Below are 24,461 nucleotides of genomic sequence, written 5' to 3'. Positions count from 1 at the left end.
GTTGTCGGTGGGCCCGTTTACGCTCGGTGCGTGGTCGAGGTGATGGAGGAACGTGCCCCGGCGCGTACGGTGTTCGGCTTGGCCGTTCCCGCGCTCGGCGTGCTGGCGGCGGAACCGCTGTACGTGCTCGTGGACACCGCGGTGGTCGGGCATCTGGGGGCACTGCCGCTGGCGGGGCTCGCGCTGGGCGGCACGCTGCTGGCGCTGGTGTCGACCCAGCTCACGTTCCTGTCCTACGGCACGACCTCGCGGACGGCGCGGCTGCACGGCGCGGGCAGGCGCGGCGAAGCCGTCGAGGAGGGTGTGCAGGCCACGTGGCTGGCGCTCGCCGTGGGCCTGGTCATCCTCGGGCTCGGCCAGCTGCTGGCCGAGCCCGTGGCGAGCATGCTCTCCGGCGACGAGGCGATCACCGACGCGACGGTGTCGTGGTTGCGGATCGCGCTGTGCGGCACGCCGATGATCCTCGTGACGATGGCGGGCAACGGGTGGATGCGCGGGGTGCAGGACGCGGTGCGTCCGCTGCGGTACGTGCTGGCCGGCAACGGCCTGTCGGCGGTGTTGTGCCCGGTCTTCGTGTATCCGTTCGGGTGGGGGCTGGAAGGGTCGGCGATCGCCAACGTCGTCGCCCAGACCGTGGCGGGCGGGCTCTTCCTGCGCGCGCTGGCGAAGGAACGCGCCCGGCTGCGCCCGCACCCGGGCGTGATGTGGGCCCAGCTGATCCTCGGCCGCGACCTGGTGCTGCGCAGTCTCGGCTTCCAGGCATGCTTCCTGTCGGCGACCGCGGTCGCCGCACGAACCTCGACCGAGGCGGTCGGTGCCCATCAGGTCGTGTGGCAGCTGTGGACGTTCCTGTCGCTCGTGCTCGACTCGGTGGCGATCGCCGCCCAGTCCCTGATCGGCGCCGCGCTGGGCGCCGAGTCGAGGCGGCGTGCGCGGGGGATCGCCACGCAGATCGTCCGGTACGGCCTCATACTCGGCTGCGGCCTCGGCGTCGTGTTCGCGGCCGTGTCGCAGGTGTTGCCGCTGGCGTTCACCAGCGACGCCGGTGTGCTCGGCGAGATCCCGCATGCCTGGTGGTTCTTCGTGGCGCTCCAGCCCGTCGCCGGTGTGGTGTTCGCGCTCGACGGCGTGCTGCTCGGCGCGGGCGACGCCGCCTACCTGCGCAACGCCACGCTCGGCAGCGCGCTGCTGGGATTCCTGCCGCTGATCTGGGCCTCGCTCGGCTTCGGCTGGGGACTGGCCGGCATCTGGACGGGACTGACGGTGTTCATGGTGCTGCGCCTGGGATTCGTCGTGGTGCGTTGGCGTGGTGGCCGGTGGGCGGTGACCGGCGCGGTCCGGACCTGACACCGCCACAGGGCCGGCGCCCGCCCTGTGGGCAACTCCACTGCGGTCACGGGGCCGGTGCGGGTGCCGACCGGGCAGCCGATGCACTAGAACGTATGGGGACGGCCGCTGCGTCTGTCCACCCATTCGATGCGACGAGGAGGACAGGTGCCGTCGAGTAGACCGCTGAACGCCTCCGCGCCCGGTCGGGCGTGGCTGATCTGGGGCGCCGGCGCGTTCGTCTACCTGCTCGCGCTGTTCCACCGGGCCTCCTTCGGTGTCGCCGGGCTCGACGCGGCCGAACGGTTCGGTGTCGGTGCGGCGGCGCTGGGCACCTTCACGGTGCTGCAGGTCGGTGTCTACGCCGCGATGCAGATCCCGACCGGACTGCTCGTCGACCGGTACGGCCCGCGGGCCGTACTGACCGCCGCCGCGCTGATGCTCGGGTCCGGGCAGGTGCTGCTCGCACTCGTCGACACCTACGCGCTGGGCCTGCTCGCCCGCGGCGTCCTGGGCGTCGGCGACGCGCTCGCCTTCGTGTCGGTGCTGCGGCTCGCGGCCAACCACTTCCCGGGGCGCCAGTACGTCCTCGTCACGACGCTCACCGGTTCGCTCGGGTTCGTCGGCAACCTCGCCGCGACCCTGCCGTTGGCGCTGCTGCTGTCCGGCCCCGGCTGGACCCCGACGTTCCTCGTCGCCGGCCTGGTCACGCTGGGGTACGTGGTCGTGGTGCTGGCCGCGGTGCGCGACACCCCGGAGCGGCGCACGGCCTCGGCCGAGGCCAAGTCCCTCGCGGAGGTCGGCGGTGACCTGCGGGCCGCGTGGCGGGTTCCGGGGACGCGGCTCGGGTTCTGGACGCATTTCTCGATGCCGTTCAGCCTCAACGTGATGACCCTGCTGTGGGGCGTGCCCTACATGGTCGAAGAGCTCGGCTACTCGGAGACGAGCGCGAGCTCGCTGCTGATGGTGTTCGTCATCGGCGCGATGCTGTCCAACCCGCTCGCGGGCGGGTTCTTCAGCCGCAGGCCGGACCTGCGCATGCCGACGGTGCTCGGCTACGGCGCACTGCTCACGCTGACCTGGGCGGTGCTGCTCGCGTGGCCGGGCCAGGTGCCGATCGCGGTGCTGGTGGTGGCGTTCGTCCTCATGTCGCTCGGGGCGCCGGTCTCGTCGGTCGGGTTCGCCCTGGTGCGCGACTACAACCCGCTGCCGCGTGTCGGCACGGCCACGGGCGCGGTCAACGTGGGCGGGTTCTGCGCCACGACCGCCGCCTCGCTGCTCGTCGGCGTGCTGCTGGAACTGACCGGCGGCGCCTATCGGATCGCCCTGCTGGCGATCGTGGCCGTGCTCGTGTTCGGCACGTCGCGGGTCGTCGTGTGGTTCCGGCGGGCGCGGGCGGCGGTCCTCGCCGCCCAGGAGCGCGGCGAGGACGTGCCCGTGCCGGTCACCCGCACCCGTTGGGACCTGGCCTCGGTGGCCTAGTCGGCGCTCGCTACAGTCGGCGGCCGTGTCCAGACCGCCCGCGCCACCTCCCGGCCTGCTGATCGTCGACAAGCCCGCCGGCATGACGTCGCACGACGTCGTCGCCAAGGCACGCCGTTTCCTCGGCACCCGCAAGATCGGCCACGCAGGCACGCTCGACCCGATGGCCACGGGTGTGCTCGTGCTCGGGGTCGAACGCGCGACGAAACTGCTCGGCCACCTCGCGCTCGACCGCAAGACCTATCTCGCCACGATCACGCTCGGCGCCGCCACGACGACCGACGACGCCGAAGGGGAGATCCTCACCGAGACCGATGCGAGCGCGGTCACCGACGGGGCGATCGCCGCGGGAATCGTCGGCCTGACCGGCGAGCTGCAGCAGGTGCCCAGCGCCGTCAGCGCCGTGAAGGTCGACGGCAAACGGGCCTACGCGCGGGTGCGCGACGGCGAGGACGTCGACCTGCCGCCGCGGCCGGTGACGGTGCACCGCTTCGATCTGCTCGCCACCCGCAGGGAGGGTGACCGGATCGCGCTGGACGTGATGGTGGACTGCTCGTCGGGCACCTACGTGCGCGCGCTCGCCCGTGACCTGGGCGCCGCACTGGGCGTGGGCGGGCATCTGATGCAGTTGCGCCGCACCACCGTCGGTCCGTTCACGCTGGCCGCGGCGCGCACGCTCGAGGCCGTGGAGGCCGAGCCGGGGCTGTCGCTGACCCTGGCCGAGGCCGTGGCCGCGGCGTTCCCGCGCCGGGACGTCGACGCCGCCGAGACGCGGGCGGTGCGGCACGGCCAGCGGTTGCCCGCGGCCGGCATCGCGGGCGTGTACGGCGTGTTCGGCCCCGACGGCGAGGTGCTCGCACTCGCGGAGGACCAGCGCGGCGCGGCCAAGCCCGTGGTCGTCCTGCTCCCGGCCTGACGGCACACCGCTGCCGCAGCGGACCGGCCCGGCCCGGCCGCAGGGCACCCGGTCCAGCCCGGCTGACCCCGGCTGCGCGCACGGTCGTTAGGCTGCTGCACTGTGCAGCGTTGGCGCGGTTTGACAGATCTGCCCGGTGGCTGGGGGCGTTGCGTCGTCACCGTCGGGGTGTTCGACGGGGTTCACCGGGGGCATCAGGTACTCATCGATCGGACGGTGGCCACGGCCGCCGAGCTCGGGGTGCCGTCGGTGGTCCTGACCTTCGACCCGCATCCGTCCGAAGTGGTGCGGCCGGGTTCGCACCCCGCCCAGCTCACGACCCTGCGCCGCAAGGCCGACCTGGTCGAGCAGCGCGGCGTCGACGTGTTCTGTGTCCTGCCGTTCACGCCGGAGCTGTCCCGGCTCGAACCCGACGAGTTCGTGCACGAGATCCTCGTCGACAAGCTGCACGCGGCGGCGGTGATCGTGGGGGAGAACTTCACGTTCGGGCGCAAGGCCGCGGGCAACGTCGAAACGTTGGAGCGACTGGGGAAACGGTTCGGGTTCACCGCGCAGGGCGCCACGTTGCAGGGGACCGCGTTGCCGGGTGGACCCCGCGAGGCCGAGCAGATCACGTTCTCGTCGACCTATGTGCGCTCGTGCATCGACGCCGGTGACGTGGTGGCGGCCGCGGACGCGCTCGGCAGGCCGCACCGGCTCGACGGCATCGTCGTGCGGGGCGACGGCCGGGGACACGATCTCGGCTACCCGACGGCGAACCTGTCGCCGCCGCGGTTCGCGGCGATCCCGGCCGACGGCGTGTACGCCTGTTGGTTCGTCCGCGCGGACGGCGGGCAGCTGCCCGCCGCCGTGTCCGTCGGCACGAACCCGACTTTCTCCGGCCGGGAACGCACCGTCGAGGCCTTCGTGCTCGACGTCGACGAGGACTTCTACGGCCAGCAGGTATCGCTGGACTTCGTCGGGCGGATCCGTGGCCAGATCGCGTTCGACGGCGTGGACGGGCTGGTCGACCAGATCGCCGACGACGTGGTGCGGACCAGGCGGCTGCTCGGCGTGGCCTGACGCCGGTCCCGGGGACCCGTCGGCGGTGGTGGGCCGGCCGCGCGGGTGCAATAGTGAACAGCTGGTCCGTTCCGTCCCGACCGCCGGCTGCGGCCTGGCAAGATGCCGGGAGGGTCGCCGGGCCGTCCGGGGACCGGACATGCGAGGGGAGCAGGGGCTGACGTGGAGGACCACAAAATCGTCCAGCGCAACGTCTCGTTGCAGCGCGAGTGGTACGGGGAACCACTCGGCGACCGCGTGCGCAGGCTCGTCGTGGCCTTCGACGTGTCGCAGGCCTATCTGGCCGAGGTACTGGGGATCAGCGCACCGATGCTGAGCCAGGTGATGAGCGGCAGGCGCGCCAAGATCGGGAATCCGGTCGTGCTGGCGCGGCTCATCATGTTGGAGCGCAAAGTGCTGTTGCCGGAGGTCGCCGGCGGCAGCAAGGAGGCCATCCAGGCGGCGCTCGAAGACGTCAAGGAATCGCGGCCGACGGTCAGCAGGGACAGCATGCCGCTGGCTGCGGGGCCGGACGACCAGCAGGTGCTCAATGCGCTGCGCGAGGTCGCCGAGGGGGAGAACCTGATCGGCGCCGCCGAACGGCTCGATGCCGACTTCCCCTCGATCGCCGACCTGCTGCGGAGGGCGGGCAAGGACCCGCGATGACGGCGGGCCGCCCGGGAAGGTAGACGTGGGCGTGCGGCTGTTCAGTGCCCTGCCGGTGCCCGAGGCGGCGGCCGACGCGCTGCGTGCCCGGCTGGCGGAGTGCGCGGCCACCGATGCCGAGGGGCTGCGCTGGACCGCTCCGGAGGGCTGGCACATCACGCTGGGTTTCTACGGTGAGGACGAGCCGGAGGCGCGCACCGCCTGGCTGGCACGGCGGCTCGACGGTCTGCAGGCGCCCGTGCTGCGCCTGGCGGGCGCGGGCGTGTTCCCCGGGGTGCTGTGGGCAGGGGTGATCGTCGAATCCGGGCAGCTCGCCCCGCTCGCCGACGCCGTGCGCCCCACTGGTGAGCGCCGCCGGTTCCGCGCACACGTGACGGTGGCACGCGGCGGTCCGCGTGCGGGACTGGAGGAGCTGGCCAGTGACCTGGCCGGCCATCGCGGCCCGGCCTGGGAACCGGCGGAGGTCCTGCTGCTGCGTAGCGACCGCGGGCCCGCGGGGCCGGTGTATACGCCGGTGTCCCGCTTCGGCCTCGGCCGTGCGCTGCGGTGACCGCAACCGCTGATAGGCTGGATAGTCGAGTCCGGCTGCAGTCCGTGGCGGCCGGTACCGACATGACGAACACGGCACTGAACACAAGGAGTGACGCGTGGCGCTGTCCACCGACGAGAAGAAGGCGATCCTGTCCGAGTACGGCTTGCACGAGTCGGACACCGGTTCGCCCGAGGCTCAGGTTGCCCTGCTGACCAAGCGGATCACCGGGCTCACCGAGCACCTCAAGACCCACAAGCACGACCACCACTCGCGTCGTGGTCTGCTGCTGCTGGTCGGCCGTCGCCGTCGGCTGCTCAACTACGTGATGAGGGTCGACATCGCGCGGTACCGTTCGCTCATCCAGCGACTCGGCCTCCGCCGATGACTTCGTGACGAAGGGGAGTGGCCCGGCGGGTCGCTCCCCTTCGCTCCATCGGAGCCGCAATAGGCTCCCCTCGGGCGCGCGTGTCGGCACAGCGCAGGCGGGCGCGGCCCGAGACACACTTAGAGAGAGTTTCGCAGGCGATACGCGCCGCGTGCGGGGACGCCGCAGCCGGTCCTCGGTAGTGGCTCCCGGGAGTTCCTCCCGTGAGCTTCGATCGATGGCCGGCCTCGTACCCGGACGGGCCCCGAAGGGCGGGGAAGTGCGTGTCGCGTGCGGCAGTACGAGGAGTAATCACTTTCATGACAGACACAGACACCGTGCACGAAACCGAAGCCGTACTGGACAACGGCCGGTTCGGCACGCGCACGGTGCGCTTCGAAACGGGCAGGCTGGCCAAGCAGGCCGCCGGTTCCGTCGTGGCGTACCTGGACGACGAGACCATGCTGCTGTCGGCCACCACGGCCTCGAAGCAGCCCAAGGAGCACTTCGACTTCTTCCCGCTGACGGTGGACGTCGAGGAGCGCATGTACGCCGCCGGCCGTATCCCCGGCGCGTTCTTCCGCCGCGAGGGTCGCCCGTCGACCGACGCGGTGCTGACCTGCCGGCTGATCGACCGGCCGCTGCGCCCGTCGTTCGCCGACGGCCTGCGCAACGAGATCCAGGTCGTCATCACGGTGCAGAGCCTCAGCCCCGAGGACCCGTACGACGTGCTGGCGATCAACGCCGCATCGGCCTCCACGCAGATCGGCGGCCTGCCGTTCTCCGGTCCGATCGGCGGCGTGCGCGTCGCGCTGATCGAGGACCAGTGGGTCGCGTTCCCGACCTGGTCGCAGCTCGAGAAGGCGACGTTCAACATGGTCGTCGCGGGCCGCGTCGTCGGTGACGGCGCCGGTGACGTCGCGATCATGATGGTCGAGGCCGAGGGCACCGAGAACACCCTCGACCTGGTGGCCGAGGGCTCGACCGCGCCGACCGAGACGACGGTCGCGCAGGGCCTGGACGCCGCGAAGCCGTTCATCCGCGCGCTGTGCGAGGCGCAGCAGCGGTTGGCCGAGGTGTCGGCGAAGCCGACGGGCGAGTACCCGCTGTTCCCCGCCTACCAGCAGGACGCCTACGACGCCGTCGCCGCGATCGCGACCGACGAGCTCACCAAGGCGCTGGCCATCGGCGGCAAGCAGGACCGCGACGACGCCACCGACGAGGTCAAGGCGGCGGTGCTCGAGAAGGTCGGCATCGGCGAGGGCGAGGCCTTCGAAGGCCGCGAGAAGGAGGTCGGCGCGGCGTTCAAGTCGCTGACCAAGCACCTCGTGCGCCAGCGCATCCTGCGGGACCAGGTGCGCATCGACGGTCGTGGCCTGACCGACATCCGGCAGTTGGCCGCCGAGGTCGCCGCCATCCCGCGGGCCCACGGTTCGGCGCTGTTCGAGCGCGGTGAGACCCAGATCCTGGGCGTCACCACGCTGAACATGCTCCGGATGGAGCAGACACTGGACACGCTCTCGCCGGAGACGTCCAAGCGCTACCTGCACCACTACAACTTCCCGCCGTTCTCCACCGGGGAGACGGGCCGCGTCGGCACGCCGAAGCGGCGCGAGATCGGCCACGGCATGCTCGCCGAGCGTGCGCTGGTGCCGGTGCTGCCGAAGCGCGACGAGTTCCCGTACGCCATCCGCCAGGTCTCGGAGGCGCTGGGCTCGAACGGGTCGACGTCGATGGGCTCGGTCTGCGCGTCCACGATGAGCCTGTACAACGCCGGTGTGCCGCTGAAGGCGCCGGTGGCCGGTATCGCGATGGGCCTGGTCTCCGACGAGGTCGACGGGGAGACGCGCTATGTTGCCCTGACCGACATCCTGGGCGCCGAGGACGCGTTCGGCGACATGGACTTCAAGGTCGCGGGTACCAAGGACGTCATCACGGCCCTGCAGCTGGACACCAAGCTCGACGGCATCCCGTCGGACGTGCTGGCCGCCGCGCTGAACCAGGCCCGTGACGCCCGGCTGACGATCATGGACGTGATGTCCGAGGCGATCGACGAGCCGGACGACATGAGCCCGTACGCCCCGCGCGTGACCACGGTGAAGGTGCCGGTCGACAAGATCGGTGAGGTCATCGGGCCGAAGGGCAAGATGATCAACACGATCACCGAGGAGACCGGCGCCGACATCTCCATCGAGGACGACGGCACCATCTACGTCGGTGCGGCGGACGGTCCGTCCGCCGAGGCCGCGATCGACAAGATCAACGCCATCGCCAACCCGCAGCTGCCGAAGGTGGGCGAGCGCTTCCTCGGCACGGTCGTGAAGACGGCAGCCTTCGGCGCGTTCGTCTCGCTGCTGCCCGGTAAGGACGGCCTCGTCCACATCTCGAAGCTGGGCAACGGCAAGCGCATCGGCAAGGTCGAGGACGTCGTCAACGTCGGCGACAAGCTGCGCGTCGAGATCGCCGACATCGACCAGCGCGGCAAGATCAGCCTGGTCGTGGTCGACGAGGACGGCGAGAGCGACAACGACGGCGCCGCGTCGGAGGAGGCCGAGTCGACCGACGCCTGACCGGCGCAGGCACGGACGAGGACGAACACACACGACGGCGACCCGCCGACGGCATACCCTGCCGCGGCGGGTCGCCGTGTGACATGGGGCGAAAAGCAGGTTGATGGCACGGCAGAATCCCGGGCACGAACAGCCCGTCGGCAGCACCCGCACCCTGGAGTCGGTCTCCGGAGGCGGGCGGGTGAAGCGCACCGTCCTGCCCGGTGGGATGCGCGTGATCACCGAGCAGGTTCCGGGCGTGCGGTCGGCGACGGTCGGCCTGTGGGTCGGTGTCGGTTCCCGTGACGAGCGGCCCGCGGTCGCCGGTGCGGCGCACTACCTCGAACATCTGCTGTTCAAAGGCACCGGCCGGCGCGACGCGACGGCCATCGCCGAGGAGATCGACGCCGTCGGCGGGGAGCTGAACGCGTTCACCGCCAAGGAACACACCTGCTACTACGCGCAGGTCATCGACGAGGACCTGCCGGTGGCGATGGACCTGGTGACCGACGTGGTGTTCGAGGCCCGGTGCACGGACGCCGACGTCGACACCGAGCGCAGCGTGGTCCTCGAAGAGATCGCCATGCGCGACGACGACCCGGAGGATCTGCTCCACGAGACGTTCGTGGAGACCGTCATGGGTGGGCACGCGCTCGGCAGGCCGGTGCTCGGCAACCAGGAGTCCATTCAGGACATGTCGGCGCGAGCGCTGCGCGGCTTCTACCGCAGGCAGTACGTGCCGCACCGGATGGTGCTGGCGGTCGCGGGCAACGTCACACACGGCGCAGTGCTGCGGCTGGTGCGCAAGGCTCTCGGCGACAGGCTCGACGGCGACACTGCGCCCGTGGCCCCGCGTGCGGGTCGCGCACGGCCCCGCCGGACACGGAGTCTGCAGCTGCGCACCGACGACACCGAGCAGGCGCACGTCATGCTCGGCATGCCTGCCCTCGGCAGGCACGACGAGCGGCGATACGCCCTCGGAGTGCTCAACGCCGCTCTGGGCGGCGGGATGAGCTCGCGCCTGTTCCAGGAGGTCCGTGAGCGCCGCGGCCTCGCGTACCAGGTCTACTCCTCGGTGGCGACCTACGCAGACACCGGCCACCTGTCGGTGTACGCCGGATGCCAGCCCGACCGGCTCGGCGAGGTCACCGAGGTCGCGGCCGGGGTGCTCGCCGACGTTGCCGCCGACGGGTTGAGCGAGGCCGAGGTCGCGCGGGCGAAAGGTCAGCTGCGCGGCGCTCTGGTGCTGGGCATGGAGGACACGGCCGCACGGATGACCAGGCTCGGCAAGAACGAACTGAACCACGGCCGGTATCTGAGCGTCGAGGACAACGTCGCCCGGATCGACGCCGTCACGGCCGACGACGTCGCGGCGCTCGCGCGGACGCTGCTGGGCAGGCCGGGAGGTGTCACCAGCGGCGTGGTCGTCGGGCCGTACGCTCACGACGAGGACCTTCCCGACGAGTTGCACGAGGTGATCGCATGACCAGCAGTCCGATTCGCGTCGGCGTTCTCGGCCACACGGGCCGGATGGGCGCGGAGACCGTGCGTGCGGTCGAGGGCGCTCCGGACATGGACCTGGTCGCGACCGTCGGTTCGGCCGGTGACCGGGCTGCGCTGGTCGAGGCGAAGGCCGATGTCGTCGTCGACTTCACCCGGCCCGACGCCGTGATGGGCAACCTCGAATTCGTGCTGTCCCACGGCATGCACGCCGTGGTGGGCACGACCGGGTTCACCGACGAGCGCCTGGGCCAACTGCGTTCGTGGCTCGCCGAGCGGTCGGAGCTGGGCGTGCTCATCGCGCCGAACTTCGCGCTCGGGGCCGTGCTGGCGATGCGGTTCGCGCAGCAGGCAGCGCGGTTCTACGACTCGGCCGAGGTCATCGAACTGCACCACAACCGCAAGGCCGACGCCCCGTCGGGCACGGCCGCCCACACCGCGCGGATGATCTCGCAGGCCAGGGCGGAGGCCGGGATCGAACCGGGCAGCGACGCGACGGTGTCCGAAATGGATGGAGCGCGCGGTGCGGACCTGGGCGACGTCCGGGTGCACTCGGTGCGCCTACCGGGACTCGTGGCGCACGAGGAGATCATGTTCGGCGCCGCGGGGGAGACGCTGACGATCCGGCACGACTCGATGGACCGGAGCTCGTTCATGCCGGGTGTGCTGCTCGGGATCCGCGAGATGCCGAAGCGGCCCGGGCTGACGGTCGGGCTGGAGAAGGTGCTCGACCTGTGAAGGCCCGCAACGTCGCCATCGTGCTCACGGCCGCGGTGGCGCTGTACCTGGTCCTGCTGGCCGGCCGTGCGGTGGCGCTGCTCAGGACCGGTGAGCCGGTTCCCATGGTTCTCGGCGCGGGCGTGTTCGTGCTGCCCCTGTTGGGCGCGTGGATGCTGTGGACGACGTGGCGCTCCGGGAACCGGATCCAGCGGCTGGCGCGCAGGCTCGAGGCCGAAGGCGGACTGCCGGACGTCTCGGACCTGCCGCGCCGTCCGTCGGGGCGGGTGGACCGGGACGCCGCCGATGCGTGGTTCGACGAGCGCCGCGCCGAGCTCGAACAGGAGCCCGACGACTGGCGCCGCTGGTACCGGCTGGCCTACGCCTACGACATCGCGGGCGACCGCAAACGCGCCCGCGCCACGATGCACAAGGCCGTCGAGCTCGAAGCCCTCGAATCCGGCGCCGCCGACCGCTGAACGCGGATCCGGCGGCGGGGTCGCGGACTCCTGCCGCCGGGTGCGTGAACACGGCTGCGACGCGGTCGGCAACCGATCCGCCGTGCTCGTCGTCCGCTGCCACGCCGTTCGATCGATGGCCAGGATGCTCGACCGGTAGCCGGGTGCTCGTCGTCCGGTGTCAGAGCGGGATGCCGAGCCAGCCCGCGGCGACGGCGGGGGACGCGGCGAGCAGGCTGAACCGGACGAACCGGCCCGCCAGGCCCGCCCCCACGAACAGCGACGGGCGCATGTTGACGAAACCGGCCAGCACGACGGTGGCCATGTACGGCGGCAGGCCGACCACGGAGCTGACGCCGTAGGTGCTCGCCATCCAATGCGGGTGCCGGTGGCAGCGCTCGCGCAGTGCCTCCAGCCAGCCGCGCATCCGTTTCGTGCGACGGCGCCAGCGTTCCCGGCGCGGGGTGGGCGGCCGTTCCTGCCGGTGGCGGTGCAACCGCTCGTGCAGGAACCGCGGCAGGTGGATCGAGCCCCGCGCCGCGAGGTAGTACGGCAGCTTGCCGACGACCTGCCCCGCCGCGACGACGGCGCCCATGAGCAGCCAGGGGATCGTCTCGCTCTCGCCGGTCATCACCGTGATGAGGAAGAGCTCGACGCTGACCACCGGCAGCAGTGCCGACCCGACGGCGACACCGAAGGCGACGCACAACCAGGTCAGCACAGTGTCTCCGCAGGCGGTCGGGGTCGGTGGTCGGATCCGCTGGGCGGTAGCGACGCGGACGGCCGGGTCCGCGGTGCCACCACCGGCGTCACCGCGGTGGGCGCAGCATCGCAGCGGTGAAGTGTCGGTGCGGTGAAGGGATCACCGGTTCGGTGCGGTTACAGGGACGGAATCGACTATGACAGACATCGCCGCCGCGATGTGATCGGTCGCACCGATTCGCCGCCGGTTTCTCGGTTCGGGCGCGGCCGGAACCGCGCCGCCGGGTTGGCTGTTGCGGGCGTGACGGCCCGGCGTGTCAGTGGTCCAATCGGACGTCGAGTCCGCCGGTGAGGCGGAGCTCCCGCACCGTCCGTTCCCCCGTGTCGAGGGTGCGCACGGTGCCGTCCGGGTTCCAGCCTATGCCGCGGAAGAACGACAGCGCCGCCGAATCGGATTGCGAGACCCAGGTCACCCCACGGCTGTGGCCCATCGCCCGCAGGTCGGTGGCGGCCGTACCGAACAGGCGGCCACCGTGCCCGCGCCGGCCCCAGCGCGGTTCGACGAGCACCGTCGCGATCAGAGCCACCTCGGCGGCGTCGGCGGGCGGGGAGCCGTCGGCGGCCGCGGTGTCGTCGGCGGGGGCGGGGCCGGCGGCGCAGAAACCCACGGTCGTGGTCCCTTCGCGGGCCACGTAGACCGTGGAGGCCGGGTGCTCGACGGCGCGTGCCCATTCGTCGGCGAGCGTGGCCTCGTCGAGCGCGTCGACGGTGGCCTGGCCGAGCGCGTCCGCGTACGCCGTGCGCCACGTGCGCACCTGGATGGCGGCGATGTCGGCGGCGTCGTCGGGGCCCGCGACGCGAACCGTGGCGTCCGTCATACCGGCACCCTACTGGCCGGTGACGACGGAATCGTCGGGGGCGGCTGGCAGCATGCCACGGGTGAGGACCATGAGCCTGCCCGTCGCGCGCCGCACCGCCCTCGCCGCACAGGGGTTCACCGATCCGCGCCCTGCGGCGGCCCCGACCCGCCGGCACCTGCGCCGCGTCCTGTCGCGCACGAAACTCCTGCAACTCGACTCGGTGAACGTGGCGATGCGTGCCCACTACGCCCCGCTGCTGTCCCGGCTCGGCCCATACGACCCTGCGCTCGTCGACGACGCCGCGTGGCGCGACACCGCTCGTAAACCGAGGTTGCTCGTCGAGGCCTGGGCCCACGAGGCGAGCCTGATCCCCGTGGCCGATTGGCCGCTGCTGATGTCCGGGGCGAAACGGCCGGGCTGGTGGCGGGGGTATGCGCGGCTCGCCGAGCAGTCCCCGGGCCTGGTCGACGACGTGCTCGCCGTCGTCAAGGAGCTCGGCCCGGTGGGGGCGGGAACGGTCGAGAAGGAACTGACCGGCGGGGAGCGCCGCACACCCGGCTCGTGGTGGGAGCGCTCGGAGGTGAAGAAAATCTGCGAGTGGCTGTTCGGCACGGGCGAGCTGACCACGGGCACGCGCCGCGGTTTCGAGCGTTGCTACGACCTCACCGAACGGGTCGTGCCCGCCGACATCCGGCAGCGGCGCGTCGGCCCCGAGGAGGCGGCGCGCGAACTCGTCGCCTCCTCCGCCGAAGCCCTCGGTGTCGCGACCGAGACGGACCTGCGCGACTACTACCGGCTCCGCCCGCCAGAGACGCGCGCGGCCGTGGCCGACCTGGTCGAAGCCGGCACACTCGAACCGGTCCGGGTCGACGGCTGGCGGCAGCAGGCGTACCGCCATACCGCGGCCACGACGCCGCGGACGGTGACCGGCAGCGCACTGTTGTGCCCGTTCGATCCGCTCATCTGGGAGCGCGACCGCACCGAGCGGCTGTTCGGGTTCCGCTACCGCATCGAGATCTACGTACCGGCACAGCGTCGCGAGTACGGCTACTACGTTTTCCCGTTCCTGTGCGACGGCCGGCTGGTCGGGCGCGTGGACCTGAAAGCCGATCGCGCCGCGTCGGTGCTGCGCGTGCCCGGTGCGTTCGCCGAACCGGGCGTCGACCACGGCCGCGTCGCCGCGGAGCTCGCCGCGCGGCTGCGCGAGACGGCCGACTGGCTCGCGCTCGAGGACATCGAGGTCGGCGAACGCGGTGACCTGGTACCCGTGCTGCGCCGCGAGGTCAGCCCGCGGAGGTGACGAGAGCCCCGGTGACGACGACGTCGCCCGCGCCCGTGCGAGCGCGCACGGCGAGGGGAACCTCCCGGTCCGGTGCCATGTCGGCCACGTCCAGCTCACTGCGCACCCGTCCCGATCCGGAGGACAGGTCGATCTCGGCGGCCACTCCGGAGCGGACGCCGATGCGGATGGTGCCGGACCCGGTGGTCGCCTCGACCGTGCCGGCACCCGCGTCGGCCACGGTCACGTCACCGCTGCTCGTGCGGACCAGGACGTCGCCGGTGACCTCGCCGAGGCGGACCGCGCCACCGGCCGTCGTCACGCTCCCGGTCGCGGGCAGGGCGGCGACCGCCACGTCGCCCCGGCTCGCGCGCAGTTGCAGCCCGCCGCGGAGCGTGCCGGTCGTGACGTCACCGCCGCCCGCGCGGATCGTCGCCGGCCCGTCGGCGTCGCCCACACGCACCTCGCCGGAGCCGGTGGTCAGCTCGAGCCGGTGTGCCGTCCCGGTCACCGTGACGGGACCGGCCGCGGCGCGGACCCGGACGGCCGAGCCCTCGGGCGCGTGCACCGTCACCGCGAGCGGCACGCCGTGCAGGGGCAGCGCCTGCGGCCCGCGCACGACGAGAGCTCGCGCCTCGCGCTCGATGCGGCACTGCGCGATCGCCTCCTCCGGTGAGCCGACCAGGTCTTCGGTGCCGAACCGGTCGCCCACCCAGCTGAGGATGCCGGCGACGCTCTCGGTCCACGGCAGATGCGCGGCCGGGTCGTGCCGGATCTCCACCGAGCCCGGTTCACCACCGAGGTGCACGGCCACCCGTCCGAACGGGATGTCGACGTCGATGTCCACCGGATCGGAAGCCTCGAACGCTTCGGTGCGCATCGGCTCGGACTGCTGTTCGTTCATGGTCAACCTTCCACCCAGCCGTGCAGGTGTGATCGGGTCGGGTGCTCGGAGCGGCCGCCCGGGCCGCAGTCGCCGCGCTCGCCAGTCGGGCCCCGGCCATGGGGCTCGCCGGCGCCGCGCGGGCCTCGCCGGCCTCCGTGGCCGTGCAGTCCGCCGCGGACCGCCTGCTGCACCGCCTGGGCGACGAACGCGTTCAGCGACTGTCCCTGGGCCGCGGCGGCCTGTTCTGCCTGGGCCTTGATCTGCTCGACGATGCGCAGCGTGATGCGGCTGATGTCACCACCGGCGCCGGCGGCGTCGCCGAAGCCGCCCGGAGCGCCCGACGGGCCGGTGCCGCCGGTGTCGGGCCCGCCGTCGGTGTCACCAGTGACGTCATCGCCGCCGGTTCCGTTGCCGGCCGCGGGGCCGGCGCCGTCCGTGGTGCCCCCGATGCCCGAGCCCGGTCGCTCCGGTCCGGTCACGACGACCCGGACGTCGCGTCCGTCGAGCCGGACGTCCACGACCTGATCGTGCAGGTGAGCGGTGACCTCGGCCGCCATGTCGGCGAGGGCGTTCATGAGGGTGAGCCGCGCGGCGGGTTCGAGGGCGGCCGAGAGCACCGCCGCGGTGCGCTTCATGTCCTGATCGCCCGCCGAGGCGCTCGTGGCGAGGTCCTCGCGGAGGCGATCCAGATACGGCGTGAGATCCATGACACCACTCTGACGTCATTCGTGACATCACGCAACCGGATCGTGGTGTCGGACAGTGGTTCCGGTGGTGTCACCGGCGTCGTCGGGGACGTGGTGCTGCGGTGCGGTGAGTGCTGCGGTGCGGTGAGTGCTGCGGGGCAGTGAGTGCGGCGGTGCGGTGAGTACTGCGGGTGCGGTGAGTTGCTGCGGGGCGGTGATTCACCCCGCGCGGGCGCTTGCTCACCCGCGCGGGCGCTTCCGGCCCGGCCGGACGGAAAGGTCGGAGCCGGGCAGTACGCTGCCTGAGGAGTCGTCGGCAGAGGGAGTCGGACGTGGCCGAAACGGTGTCACCGCAGGTGCGCGTGATCGCGAAGACGGAGTTCCTGCCACCGGAGGACGTGGCGTGGAGCACCGACGCCGACGGCGGGCAGGCGCTCGCGGAGTTCGCCGGACGGGCCTGCTACCAGTCGTGGCAGAAGCCGAACCCGAAGACCGCCACGAACGCCGGTTACCTCGACCACATCATCGAGGTCGGCCACCTGTCGGTCCTCGAACACGGGTCGGTCACCTTCTACATCACCGGCATCTCGCGGTCGCTGACCCACGAACTGATCCGGCACCGGCACTTCTCGTACTCGCAGCTGTCGCAGCGGTACGTGCCGGAGAAGGACGCCGCGTTCGTCGAGCCGGAGGTCATCGCCGAGGACCCCGAGCTGCACGAGAAGTTCCTCGCCGCCGCCCAGGCCAGCGTGGATGCCTACACCGACCTGCTGGCGGGGCTCGAGGAGAAGTTCGCCGACGCGCCGAACGCCACGCTGCGCCGCAAGCAGGCCCGCCAGGCCGCCCGCGCGGTGCTGCCGAACGCCACCGAGACGCGCGTCGTCGTCACCGGCAACTACCGCGCATGGCGGCACTTCGTCGGCATGCGCGCCACCGAGCACGCCGACGTCGAGATCCGCGAACTGGCCGTGGCCTGTCTGCGGGAGCTGCAGAAGGCCGCGCCGAACGTGTTCGCCGACTTCACGATCTCCGAGTTGCCCGACGGCACCGAGGTCGCCACCAGTCCGCGCGTCGCGGAAGGCTGAGGGGGAAACGTGCGCCGGCTCGCCATCGACGTTCAGCCAGGGGAATACACGGTCGCCCGGTTCGACGCGGGTGCACCCGTGCCCGCCGCGTTGCTCGACCCACCGGGCGGGGAGCTCGTGTCGGTCGTCCGCACGGCCGAGGAGCTGTCCGTGGTCGGGCCGTCGGAGCGCGTGCCCGTCACCGACCGGGCCGAACCGGGGTGGCGGCTGCTGACGGTGCGCGGCCCGCTCGCGTTCAGCCTCACCGGAATCGTGGCGGCCCTGTCGAGCGAACTGGCCGCGGCCGGGGTCGCGCTGTTCGCGCTCTCGACCTTCGACACCGACCATTTCCTCGTCGCGGCCGGTGATCTCGACCGCGCGGTCGATGCGTTGCGATCCGGAGGGCACGAGGTGCACCGCGCCGACGTCTGACCGGGTGATGCGCCGCTAGGATGCGGCACGCACCGTGAGGACGAAGTGAGGGCGTGTGACCGAGAACCCCGAGCAGCAGACCGATTCGAGTACCCGGGCCCACGCGGCGTTGCGCACGGTGGCCGGGCGTTACGCCCTGCTGGAGGAGCTGGGCCGCGGCGGCATGGGCGTTGTCTGGCGCGGTGAGGACACCGTGATCGGCAGGCACGTGGCCGTGAAGGAATTGCGCCTGCCGGACGGTGCCGAGGACGCGGGCGTGTTCTCCGAGCGCATCCTGCGTGAGGTGCGTACCGGCGGACGGCTCAACGACCCGGCCGTGGTGACCGTGTTCGACGTGGTCGCCGACGGCGACGCGACGTTCATCGTCATGGAACTGGTCGAGGCGCCGACCCTGTCGGACCTCGTCGACCGGCGCGGCCCGCTGCCGGCGCACGAAGTGGCCCGCATCGGTGAGCAGGTGCTGTCGGCGCTCGAGGCCGCGCACCGGGCCGGGATCGTTCACCGGGACGTCAAACCCGGCAACATCATGGTCGCGCCGAACGGCAGGGTGAAACTGACCGACTTCGGCATCGCCCAGGCCGTCGACGATCCCCGGATCACCACCAGCGGCATGCTCGTCGGCTCACCGGCGTTCATGGCTCCGGAACGCGTCGCGGGCCAGGAGGCCATGGCCGCGTCCGACCTGTGGTCGCTGGGCGCGACGCTGTACTTCGCCGCCGAGGGCATGTTGCCGTTCCAGCGCTCGACCACGGCGGCGACCCTGCACGCGATCATGCACGAGATGCCGCCGCTGGCCCGGGCGCACGGCCCGTTGGCGCAGGCGATCATGGGCATGCTGACCGCGGCGCCCGAAGCGCGGATCCCGGCGGGCCAGGCGCGGGGCCTGCTGACCGCCGCCGCGCAGCCCGGCGTGGCGCAACCGGGACCGCCCACCCCTCCCGGCGGCGACGCCCAGGCCACGGCCATGCACTACGGCGGTCCGCCGACGCTCGCCGCGACGCCGGGCCCGGGCCCCGCGTCCGCGAACCCGACGCGGCGCAAGCTGCTGATCGTCGGCGGCGCCGTGGCGGCGGTGGCACTGCTGGTCGGCGGATTCCTCGCGGGCAAGCCGTTCTGGGGCCCGGCGGTTGACGACGCGATGGCCGAGACCCTGACCTACGGCCGCGGTGGCGACATCGCCAACTACGACATCGACGGCAGTTCGAACTACTGCGTCAACACGCCGCTCGCGAGCGGCCGGGCGCTCGCGTCGAGCAACTGGGTCGACTGCGAGGACGAGGCCCACGACGCGCAGCTGTTCGAGATCGCCCCCGCGGTACCGGAGTCGAGCGATTCCGACGCCGCGGCGGCGACGTACCCGGGTGAGGACCGGCTGCGCGCGTTCGCCGAGGCCAAGTGCACCGCGACGTTCCACACCAACCGGGTCCAGGATGACGAGCGGCCGGGCCTGCGGTTCCTGGCACTGGTGCCGACCGAGGACGAGTGGAACCAGGAGCCCGCCGACGACTTCGACTCGCCGGTCCGCAGCGTGCTGTGTTTCCTGGTTCCCGCCGACAGCGGAAGGCTCGAAGGGACGGTCACGCGGGGCGTCGCCTGACCCCGGCTCGGCCCGGGTTGCCGACCGAGGTTCCGCAGCGAGAGCGCAAGAACTTCCGGTGGTGACGCGGCGTCGGCGGTGATCCTCCGGCGCGCGGCGGGACGCGCGTGGAGTCCCGCCCGCGGGGCATGGTCGACGCGCCGACCCGGCCCTGCGGGAGGTACCGTCAGCGGCATGTCGACCGCTTTGCCTACCGCGCCCACCGCCGCGCCGGGACGTCCCTTCGGCCGCGTGCTGACCGCCATGATCACCCCGTTCGACGACCAGGGCGAACTGGACGTGACGCGGGCGCAGGAGATCGCCGAACACCTGGTGGACCTGGGCAACGACGGCCTCGTGGTCAACGGGACGACCGGTGAGAGCCCCACGACGACCGACGACGAGAAGGCGCGCCTATTGCGTGCCGTCGTCGAGGCGGTCGGTGACCGCGCCGCCGTCGTCGCCGGAGCCGGCACCTACGACACGCGGCACAGTGTCGAACTCGCCCAGCAGGCAGAGAAGGCCGGTGCCCACGGCCTGCTCGTCGTCACGCCGTACTACTCGCGGCCGACGCAGGCCGGCGTGCAGGCGCACTTCACCGCGGTCGCCGACGCGACGGAACTGCCGGTGATGCTCTACGACATCCCGCCCCGGTCGATCGTGCCCATCGAGGTCGACACGTTGCGCAGGCTCGCCGAGCATCCCCGCGTCGTCGCCGTCAAGGACGCCAAGGGTGACCTGCTGGCAGGCAGCGAGGTCATCGCCAACACGCACCTGGCCTACTACTCGGGCGACGACGCGCTGAACCTGCCGTGGCTGTCGGTCGGCGCGGCCGGTGTGGTCAGCGTGATCGGCCACGTGGTCGCGGGCCGCATCCGCGCGATGATCGAGGCCTACGAGGACGGCGACACGTCCACCGCACGCACCAACCATCGCGGCATGCTCGCGGTGTATCGTGCGTTCTCCCGCGTCGGCGGTGTCGTGTTCTCGAAGACCGCCCTGCGCCTGCGTGGCTTCGACGTCGGTGGCCCTCGGCTGCCGATCGTCCCCGCCACCGACGACCAGGTGGAGGCGATCGCCGCGGACCTGACCCAGGCCGGCGTGCCGCTCGACGCATACCGAGCGGAGGACTGGGCCGGTTCTCGTGCGCGCCGTGCGGACGAGGCCGCGGCCTACGTCACGCCCACCACCCACACCAGCGTTGGGACACTGCATCAGTGAGTGAACTCGCGGTCGGCCCCGGACCGACCTCCGCACCACCCGCACTGCCGGACGGCGCGCTGCGCACGGTCGCCCTGGGCGGCATCAGCGAAGTCGGCCGGAACATGACCGTCTTCGAGTACGGCGGCAGGCTGCTGATCGTCGACTGCGGGGTGCTGTTCCCCGAGGACCCGCACCCGGGCGTCGACCTGATCCTGCCGGACTTCCGCGCCATCGAGGACAGGCTCGACGAGGTCGACGGCCTCGTGCTCACGCACGGGCACGAGGATCACATCGGGGCGGTGCCGTTCCTGCTCCGGCTGCGGCCCGATCTGCCGGTGTACGGTTCGAACTTCACCCTGGCGCTGCTCGCGGCGAAGTGCCGCGAGCACAAACAGAAGCCGGTGCTGGTCGAGGTCGCCGAGGGTGAGCGGCGGAACGTGGGTGCGTTCGACCTCGAGTTCTTCGCGGTCAACCACTCCATTCCGGACGCGCTGGCCGTGGCGATCCGCACGCCCGCCGGTGTCGTGCTGCACACCGGCGACATCAAGCTCGACCAGCTGCCGCTCGACGGCAGGCTCACCGACCTGGCCGGGTTCTCCCGGCTCGGCGACGAGGGCGTGGACCTGTTGTGCGTGGACTCCACCAACGCCGAGGTGCCCGGTTTCGTCACGCCGGAGCGGGAGATCGGGCCCGTGCTCGACGACGTGATCGGGAAGGTGCGGCAGCGGGTCATCGTCGCGTGCTTCGCCAGCCATGTGCACCGGGTGCAACAGGTGCTGGACGCGGCGGTCAGGCACGGCAGGCGGGTGGCCCTGGTGGGCCGGTCGATGGTGCGGAACATGAACATCGCCGCCGAGCTTGGCCTGCTGAACGTGCCCGAGGGCCTGCTGATCGATCTCGACGAGGCGGTGAACCTGCCGGAGTCGCACGTCCTGTTCGTCTCCACCGGTTCGCAGGGCGAACCGCTGTCGGCGCTCTCGCGCATGGCGCGCGGCGAGCACCGGCAGATCTCCATCCGCGCCGGGGACACGGTCGTGCTGGCCAGCTCGCTGATCCCCGGCAACGAGAACGCCGTGTTCGGCGTCATCAACGGGCTCGTGCGGCTGGGCGCCGACGTGGTGCACCAGAGCAACGCCAAGGTGCACGTCTCCGGGCACGCCTCGGCCGGCGAGCTGCTGTTCCTGTACAACGCGGTCCGACCGAGCAACGTCATGCCGGTGCACGGTGAATGGCGGCACCTGCGGGCCAACGGGGAACTCGCGGTACGCACCGGGGTGACGCCGGAGAACGTGGTGCTCGCCGAGAACGGTGTGGTCGTCGACCTGATCGACGGCAAGGCGCAGGCCACGGGGCGGGTCGAGATCGGCGAGGTGTACGTCGACGGGCTGTCGGTCGGCGACGTCGGCGAGTCGACGCTGTCGGACCGGCTGATCCTGGGGGAGGGCGGGTTCATCGCGATCACCGTCGTCGTCGACTCCGCGACCGGCCGTGCGATGAGTGAACCGACCGTGTCCGGCCGGGGCTTCTCCGATGATCCGAAGGCGCTCGACGAGGCGGCGTCGCTGGTCGAGATGGAACTGTCGCGCACCGAGGCGGAGGGCATCACCGACACCCACCGCATCGCCCAGGCGATCCGCCGCGCGGTGGGCCGTTGGGTCGCCGAGACCTACCGGCGCCGCCCGATGATCGTCCCGACGGTCATTCCGGTCTGACCCGCGTGGTGAGCGGGCCCCACCCGGCCGTCCGGGTGGGGCCGTCCGGGTCAGTCGGCGGCGGGGAGTGGTTCGCCCACGGGCTGTTTCCGCGGTGACGTCAGCTGCACCAGTGCGGCACCGCCGAGCAGGATCCCGGCGCCGAGGACCTGCGACCAGGTGAGCGCTTCGCCGAGGAGTAGCCAGGCCAACCCGGTCGCGATCAGCGGTTCCATGAGCGCGAGCACGCTTGCCGCAGCCGCGGGAAGATGCCGCAGGGACGCCGTGCCCGCGCTGTAGGCCAGCACGGTCGACAGCAGGGCCACGGCGACCAGCAGTACCCACACCGGCGGCTGCCACGGTCCGAGCTCGGCCGGTGCGGTCACGACGTCGGCGGGCCACGTCCACGGCGGCGCGACGGCGCACACCGCGACGGCACCGACCGTCATGCCCCACGTGACCATGCCGAGCGGGTGCTGATCGGCGACGCCGCGTTCGCCGAGCAGGAAGTACGCCGCCGAGCACAGGGCCGCCCCCGCGCCGGCCAGCAGTCCGACCGCGTCGAGGGTGAGGCCGGCGCCGATCTGCGCCACCATGGCCAGCCCGGTCAGTGCGAGCGCGATGCCGAGCCACATCGGCCACGGCAGCCGGACCCGCCGGACGAACCGCACCCACAGCGCCACGAGCACGGGCGAGGTGAACTCCAGCAGGATCGCCACCCCGACCGGGATCCGGGACGCGGCCACGAAGTACAGCAGCTGCACACCCGCGACGCCCAGCAGGCCGTAGGCGACCAGCAACCGCCACTGCCCGCGGCGGACCCGCAGCAGCGACGGGCGCAGCAGCGCGACGCACGTGAGCATCACGAGCGCCGCGATGCCGATCCGCGCGGCGGCGACCTGTTCCGGGCCGAGGCCCGCGGTCATCGCGGGCTTGCCGATCACACCGGAACTGCCGAAACAGAGCGAGGCCACGATCAGCAACAGCACCCCGCGGCCGGCGTGCGGGCGCAGGGTGGGCGGTGAGGTGGCTGGCGGTGCGGGGGCGGCGTCGCCGCCGGCCGGCTGTGCGGGCCGGGTCGTGGTCATGCGCAGAGGTCCTCGTCGAGGTCGAAGGGATCGGGGATAACGCTGACGGTAATCGGGATCAGGGTGCGGCCGATTGAAAATTATCCCGGCGCAGCGCAACATTATTGCGTGAGTGATCTGATGCTGGACGACGTCGACCACGACCTGCTCGCGCTGCTGCAGCGGGACGCGTCCCGCACGCTGCGGGACCTCGGCGACGAGGTGGGACTGTCGCCGAGTGCGGTGCTGCGGCGGGTTCAGCGCTACCGCTCGGCCGGGCTGCTGAGCCACAACGTCGCGGTGCTCGACCCGCGGCACGTGCCCGAGGTGATCCTGTCCGTCTGCCTCGTGACGATCGAGGACGACACTCCCGAGGAGGGCCGCCGCTACCGTGCACGGCTGCTCGAGGCCCCCGAGGTGCAGCAGGCCTACGAGGTCTCCGGCGACTACGACTACGTCGTGGTGCTCGCCTGCGTGGGCATGCGCCACGAGAACGAGGTGGCGAAACGCCTGTTCCAGCAGGATCCGAACGTCAAGCGCTACACCACGCTGTTCGTGCTCGACCCCGTGCGCACCGGGGTGGCGGTGCCGACACGCGAGCCGGCGCGCGGCCGGGCCCCTGCCGGTGAGGTCAGGGGCGCCACGGACTGATCGTGTCCGTCGGCCTCGTCGGATCGTGGAACCGTGGGACGTCGGGTTCGTCGCGGCGCAGCGGGACGAGACCGTCGGTGATCGTCTGCATGATCTTGGCGTGGGCCTTCACGGCGTGGCCGGGTGTACCCGCGTCGAACCCGCTGAGGTCGACGGGGTCGCCGAAGTGCACCCGGAACGTCGGCCTGCGCAGCGGCGCGGTGAAGCCCGACCGTGCCAGAGGAACCACATCGCCCAACCCGCCGACCGTCTCGGTGCCCCAGTAGACCGCTTCGTGTGCGCCCCACTGGCTGATCGGCACGACCGGCACGCCCGAGCCCAGCGCGAGGCGGGCCAGGCCGGTCTTGCCGCGTTCGGGCCACAGACCGCGGTCGTGGCTGATCCGCCCTTCGGGATAGACGATGATCGGCACGCGCGTCGAGGTGAGTTCGTCGACGGCGTCGGCGAACTGTTGCACCGCCGAGGCGGATCCGCGGTCGACGCGCAGGTGGCCGCTGGCCTTGAGCGCCGTGCCGAGCACCGGGGCGTCCAGGAGGCCGCCCGCGAGCATGAACCGCGGTGCCAGCCCGATCGACCGGCATGCGGCCATCAGCACGAACGGGTCGAAATTGCCGATGTGGTTCGCGGCGATGAGCAGGGGCCTGCCGCGCAGCCGCCGGGGTACGGAGCCGGTGACCCGGAGCCGGCCCGCGACGCGGACGAGGTTGTGGTCCGCCGCGAGCATCGCGCGCCAGATGGCCGGCGTCCCGCCATCGCGTGACGGAGAGTGATCGTGGGTGTTACCGCCGGTCGTACCGCTCAGCATGTCCAGAA

The 24,461-nt window shown here is 71.9% G+C and carries 25 protein-coding genes; 19 read left to right on the top strand and 6 right to left on the bottom strand.

Going from position 1 to position 24,461, the window contains the following annotated elements; all coding sequences use genetic code 11:
• Positions 1 to 42 precede the first annotated feature (42 nt).
• The 11 genes from LY40_RS03965 (at position 43) to LY40_RS03915 (ending at position 11,572) form a co-directional block, all read left to right on the top strand.
• Positions 43 to 1,347, top strand: coding sequence for an MATE family efflux transporter (locus tag LY40_RS03965; protein ID WP_183786422.1), 1,305 nt, complete (start codon positions 43 to 45; stop codon positions 1,345 to 1,347).
• A 129-nt stretch (positions 1,348 to 1,476) separates the two neighbouring features.
• Positions 1,477 to 2,808 carry an MFS transporter gene (locus LY40_RS03960; RefSeq protein WP_372497676.1) on the top strand — a complete coding sequence of 444 codons (1,332 nt, stop codon included), beginning with the start codon at positions 1,477 to 1,479 and terminating at the stop codon, positions 2,806 to 2,808.
• A gap of 25 nt (positions 2,809 to 2,833) precedes the next feature.
• Positions 2,834 to 3,724, top strand: coding sequence for a tRNA pseudouridine(55) synthase TruB (gene truB, locus LY40_RS03955; protein WP_183786268.1), 891 nt, complete (start codon positions 2,834 to 2,836; stop codon positions 3,722 to 3,724).
• A 102-nt stretch (positions 3,725 to 3,826) separates the two neighbouring features.
• Positions 3,827 to 4,786 (top strand): bifunctional riboflavin kinase/FAD synthetase, encoded by a 960-nt coding sequence (locus LY40_RS03950; protein ID WP_183786266.1) that lies wholly within the window; start codon positions 3,827 to 3,829, stop codon positions 4,784 to 4,786.
• Positions 4,787 to 4,948: 162 nt separating this feature from the next.
• On the top strand, positions 4,949 to 5,431 hold the full coding sequence (locus LY40_RS03945) for a helix-turn-helix transcriptional regulator (RefSeq protein WP_183786264.1): 483 nt from the start codon (positions 4,949 to 4,951) through the stop codon (positions 5,429 to 5,431).
• Positions 5,432 to 5,462: 31 nt separating this feature from the next.
• A complete protein-coding gene (gene thpR / locus LY40_RS03940) occupies positions 5,463 to 5,981 on the top strand; it encodes an RNA 2',3'-cyclic phosphodiesterase (protein ID WP_183786262.1) in 519 nt (172 codons plus the stop codon).
• A 97-nt stretch (positions 5,982 to 6,078) separates the two neighbouring features.
• Positions 6,079 to 6,348, top strand: a complete 270-nt coding sequence (gene rpsO / locus LY40_RS03935; protein WP_183786260.1) for a 30S ribosomal protein S15 — start codon at positions 6,079 to 6,081, stop codon at positions 6,346 to 6,348.
• Positions 6,349 to 6,647: 299 nt separating this feature from the next.
• Positions 6,648 to 8,897 (top strand): polyribonucleotide nucleotidyltransferase, encoded by a 2,250-nt coding sequence (locus LY40_RS03930; protein ID WP_183786258.1) that lies wholly within the window; start codon positions 6,648 to 6,650, stop codon positions 8,895 to 8,897.
• Between the two features lie 103 nt (positions 8,898 to 9,000).
• Positions 9,001 to 10,362 carry a M16 family metallopeptidase gene (locus tag LY40_RS03925; RefSeq protein ID WP_258935946.1) on the top strand — a complete coding sequence of 454 codons (1,362 nt, stop codon included), beginning with the start codon at positions 9,001 to 9,003 and terminating at the stop codon, positions 10,360 to 10,362.
• Positions 10,359 to 11,114: a 4-hydroxy-tetrahydrodipicolinate reductase gene (dapB, locus tag LY40_RS03920; protein ID WP_183786254.1), complete on the top strand. Its 756-nt coding sequence runs from the start codon at positions 10,359 to 10,361 to the stop codon at positions 11,112 to 11,114. The genes LY40_RS03925 and dapB overlap by 4 nt, the downstream gene beginning before the upstream one ends.
• The gene (locus LY40_RS03915; protein ID WP_183786252.1) at positions 11,111 to 11,572 is read left to right on the top strand and encodes a hypothetical protein; all 462 of its coding nucleotides are present in this window, start codon (positions 11,111 to 11,113) and stop codon (positions 11,570 to 11,572) included. Before dapB ends, LY40_RS03915 begins: the two co-directional genes overlap by 4 nt.
• Before the next feature lie 160 nt (positions 11,573 to 11,732).
• Here LY40_RS03915 and LY40_RS03910 read toward each other — a convergent pair whose 3' ends face one another.
• On the bottom strand, positions 11,733 to 12,272 hold the full coding sequence (locus tag LY40_RS03910) for a hypothetical protein (RefSeq protein WP_183786250.1): 540 nt from the start codon (positions 12,270 to 12,272) through the stop codon (positions 11,733 to 11,735).
• Positions 12,273 to 12,570: 298 nt separating this feature from the next.
• Entirely contained in the window at positions 12,571 to 13,131 is a 561-nt protein-coding gene (locus LY40_RS03905; protein WP_183786248.1) for a GNAT family N-acetyltransferase, read from the bottom strand.
• 52 nt (positions 13,132 to 13,183) lie between these two features.
• Here LY40_RS03905 and LY40_RS03900 point away from each other — a divergent pair, with 52 nt between their 5' ends.
• On the top strand, positions 13,184 to 14,413 hold the full coding sequence (locus LY40_RS03900) for a winged helix-turn-helix domain-containing protein (protein WP_258935945.1): 1,230 nt from the start codon (positions 13,184 to 13,186) through the stop codon (positions 14,411 to 14,413).
• On the opposite strand, the gene LY40_RS03895 is transcribed toward LY40_RS03900, so the two are convergent.
• Both LY40_RS03895 and LY40_RS03890 read right to left on the bottom strand, forming a co-directional pair.
• The gene (locus LY40_RS03895) at positions 14,397 to 15,296 is read right to left on the bottom strand and encodes a DUF4097 family beta strand repeat-containing protein (protein ID WP_258935944.1); all 900 of its coding nucleotides are present in this window, start codon (positions 15,294 to 15,296) and stop codon (positions 14,397 to 14,399) included. The two genes, LY40_RS03900 and LY40_RS03895, sit on opposite strands and share 17 nt — an antisense overlap.
• Before the next feature lie 2 nt (positions 15,297 to 15,298).
• Positions 15,299 to 15,985: a toxin-antitoxin system HicB family antitoxin gene (locus LY40_RS03890; RefSeq protein ID WP_183786242.1), complete on the bottom strand. Its 687-nt coding sequence runs from the start codon at positions 15,983 to 15,985 to the stop codon at positions 15,299 to 15,301.
• A 21-nt stretch (positions 15,986 to 16,006) separates the two neighbouring features.
• Here LY40_RS03890 and LY40_RS03885 point away from each other — a divergent pair, with 21 nt between their 5' ends.
• From LY40_RS03885 to LY40_RS03860, 6 genes are all read left to right on the top strand, one after another.
• Positions 16,007 to 16,129, top strand: coding sequence for a hypothetical protein (locus LY40_RS03885; RefSeq protein WP_258935943.1), 123 nt, complete (start codon positions 16,007 to 16,009; stop codon positions 16,127 to 16,129).
• A gap of 167 nt (positions 16,130 to 16,296) precedes the next feature.
• A complete protein-coding gene (gene thyX, locus LY40_RS03880; RefSeq protein WP_183786240.1) occupies positions 16,297 to 17,049 on the top strand; it encodes an FAD-dependent thymidylate synthase in 753 nt (250 codons plus the stop codon).
• Between the two features lie 9 nt (positions 17,050 to 17,058).
• On the top strand, positions 17,059 to 17,460 hold the full coding sequence (locus LY40_RS03875) for an ACT domain-containing protein (RefSeq protein WP_258935942.1): 402 nt from the start codon (positions 17,059 to 17,061) through the stop codon (positions 17,458 to 17,460).
• Between the two features lie 55 nt (positions 17,461 to 17,515).
• Positions 17,516 to 19,057 (top strand): serine/threonine-protein kinase, encoded by a 1,542-nt coding sequence (locus LY40_RS03870; RefSeq protein ID WP_258935941.1) that lies wholly within the window; start codon positions 17,516 to 17,518, stop codon positions 19,055 to 19,057.
• A gap of 174 nt (positions 19,058 to 19,231) precedes the next feature.
• Entirely contained in the window at positions 19,232 to 20,257 is a 1,026-nt protein-coding gene (gene dapA / locus LY40_RS03865) for a 4-hydroxy-tetrahydrodipicolinate synthase (protein WP_183786234.1), read from the top strand.
• Entirely contained in the window at positions 20,254 to 21,951 is a 1,698-nt protein-coding gene (locus tag LY40_RS03860; protein WP_183786232.1) for a ribonuclease J, read from the top strand. The genes dapA and LY40_RS03860 overlap by 4 nt, the downstream gene beginning before the upstream one ends.
• 50 nt (positions 21,952 to 22,001) lie before the next feature.
• Here LY40_RS03860 and LY40_RS03855 read toward each other — a convergent pair whose 3' ends face one another.
• The gene (locus tag LY40_RS03855; protein WP_183786230.1) at positions 22,002 to 23,018 is read right to left on the bottom strand and encodes an EamA family transporter; all 1,017 of its coding nucleotides are present in this window, start codon (positions 23,016 to 23,018) and stop codon (positions 22,002 to 22,004) included.
• A 108-nt stretch (positions 23,019 to 23,126) separates the two neighbouring features.
• Between LY40_RS03855 and LY40_RS03850 the strand changes: the two genes are divergently transcribed.
• Positions 23,127 to 23,648, top strand: a complete 522-nt coding sequence (locus LY40_RS03850) for an Lrp/AsnC family transcriptional regulator (RefSeq protein WP_258935940.1) — start codon at positions 23,127 to 23,129, stop codon at positions 23,646 to 23,648.
• Here LY40_RS03850 and LY40_RS03845 read toward each other — a convergent pair.
• A complete protein-coding gene (locus LY40_RS03845; protein WP_183786420.1) occupies positions 23,629 to 24,372 on the bottom strand; it encodes a lysophospholipid acyltransferase family protein in 744 nt (247 codons plus the stop codon). The genes LY40_RS03850 and LY40_RS03845 overlap by 20 nt on opposite strands.
• Positions 24,373 to 24,461 lie beyond the last annotated feature (89 nt).

It is taken from the genome of Prauserella salsuginis (assembly GCF_024648885.1).
In the GTDB taxonomy this organism is placed as follows: domain Bacteria; phylum Actinomycetota; class Actinomycetes; order Mycobacteriales; family Pseudonocardiaceae; genus Prauserella; species Prauserella salsuginis.
This window is presented reverse-complemented; position numbering and strand designations above follow the sequence as displayed.

Bases quoted from the DNA above. Each gene is read 5' to 3' on its own strand.
- LY40_RS03965 (WP_183786422.1), top strand. From the start codon at position 43: ATGGAGGAACGTGCCCCGGCGCGTACGGTGTTCGGCTTGGCCGTTCCC.
- LY40_RS03960 (WP_372497676.1), top strand. From the start codon at position 1,477: ATGCGACGAGGAGGACAGGTGCCGTCGAGTAGACCGCTGAACGCCTCC.
- LY40_RS03930 (WP_183786258.1), top strand. From the start codon at position 6,648: ATGACAGACACAGACACCGTGCACGAAACCGAAGCCGTACTGGACAAC.
- LY40_RS03925 (WP_258935946.1), top strand. From the start codon at position 9,001: ATGGCACGGCAGAATCCCGGGCACGAACAGCCCGTCGGCAGCACCCGC.
- dapB (WP_183786254.1), top strand. From the start codon at position 10,359: ATGACCAGCAGTCCGATTCGCGTCGGCGTTCTCGGCCACACGGGCCGG.
- LY40_RS03905 (WP_183786248.1), bottom strand. From the start codon at position 13,131: ATGACGGACGCCACGGTTCGCGTCGCGGGCCCCGACGACGCCGCCGAC.
- LY40_RS03900 (WP_258935945.1), top strand. From the start codon at position 13,184: ATGCCACGGGTGAGGACCATGAGCCTGCCCGTCGCGCGCCGCACCGCC.
- LY40_RS03895 (WP_258935944.1), bottom strand. From the start codon at position 15,296: ATGAACGAACAGCAGTCCGAGCCGATGCGCACCGAAGCGTTCGAGGCT.
- LY40_RS03890 (WP_183786242.1), bottom strand. From the start codon at position 15,985: ATGGATCTCACGCCGTATCTGGATCGCCTCCGCGAGGACCTCGCCACG.
- dapA (WP_183786234.1), top strand. From the start codon at position 19,232: ATGTCGACCGCTTTGCCTACCGCGCCCACCGCCGCGCCGGGACGTCCC.
- LY40_RS03855 (WP_183786230.1), bottom strand. From the start codon at position 23,018: ATGACCACGACCCGGCCCGCACAGCCGGCCGGCGGCGACGCCGCCCCC.
- LY40_RS03845 (WP_183786420.1), bottom strand. From the start codon at position 24,372: ATGCTCGCGGCGGACCACAACCTCGTCCGCGTCGCGGGCCGGCTCCGG.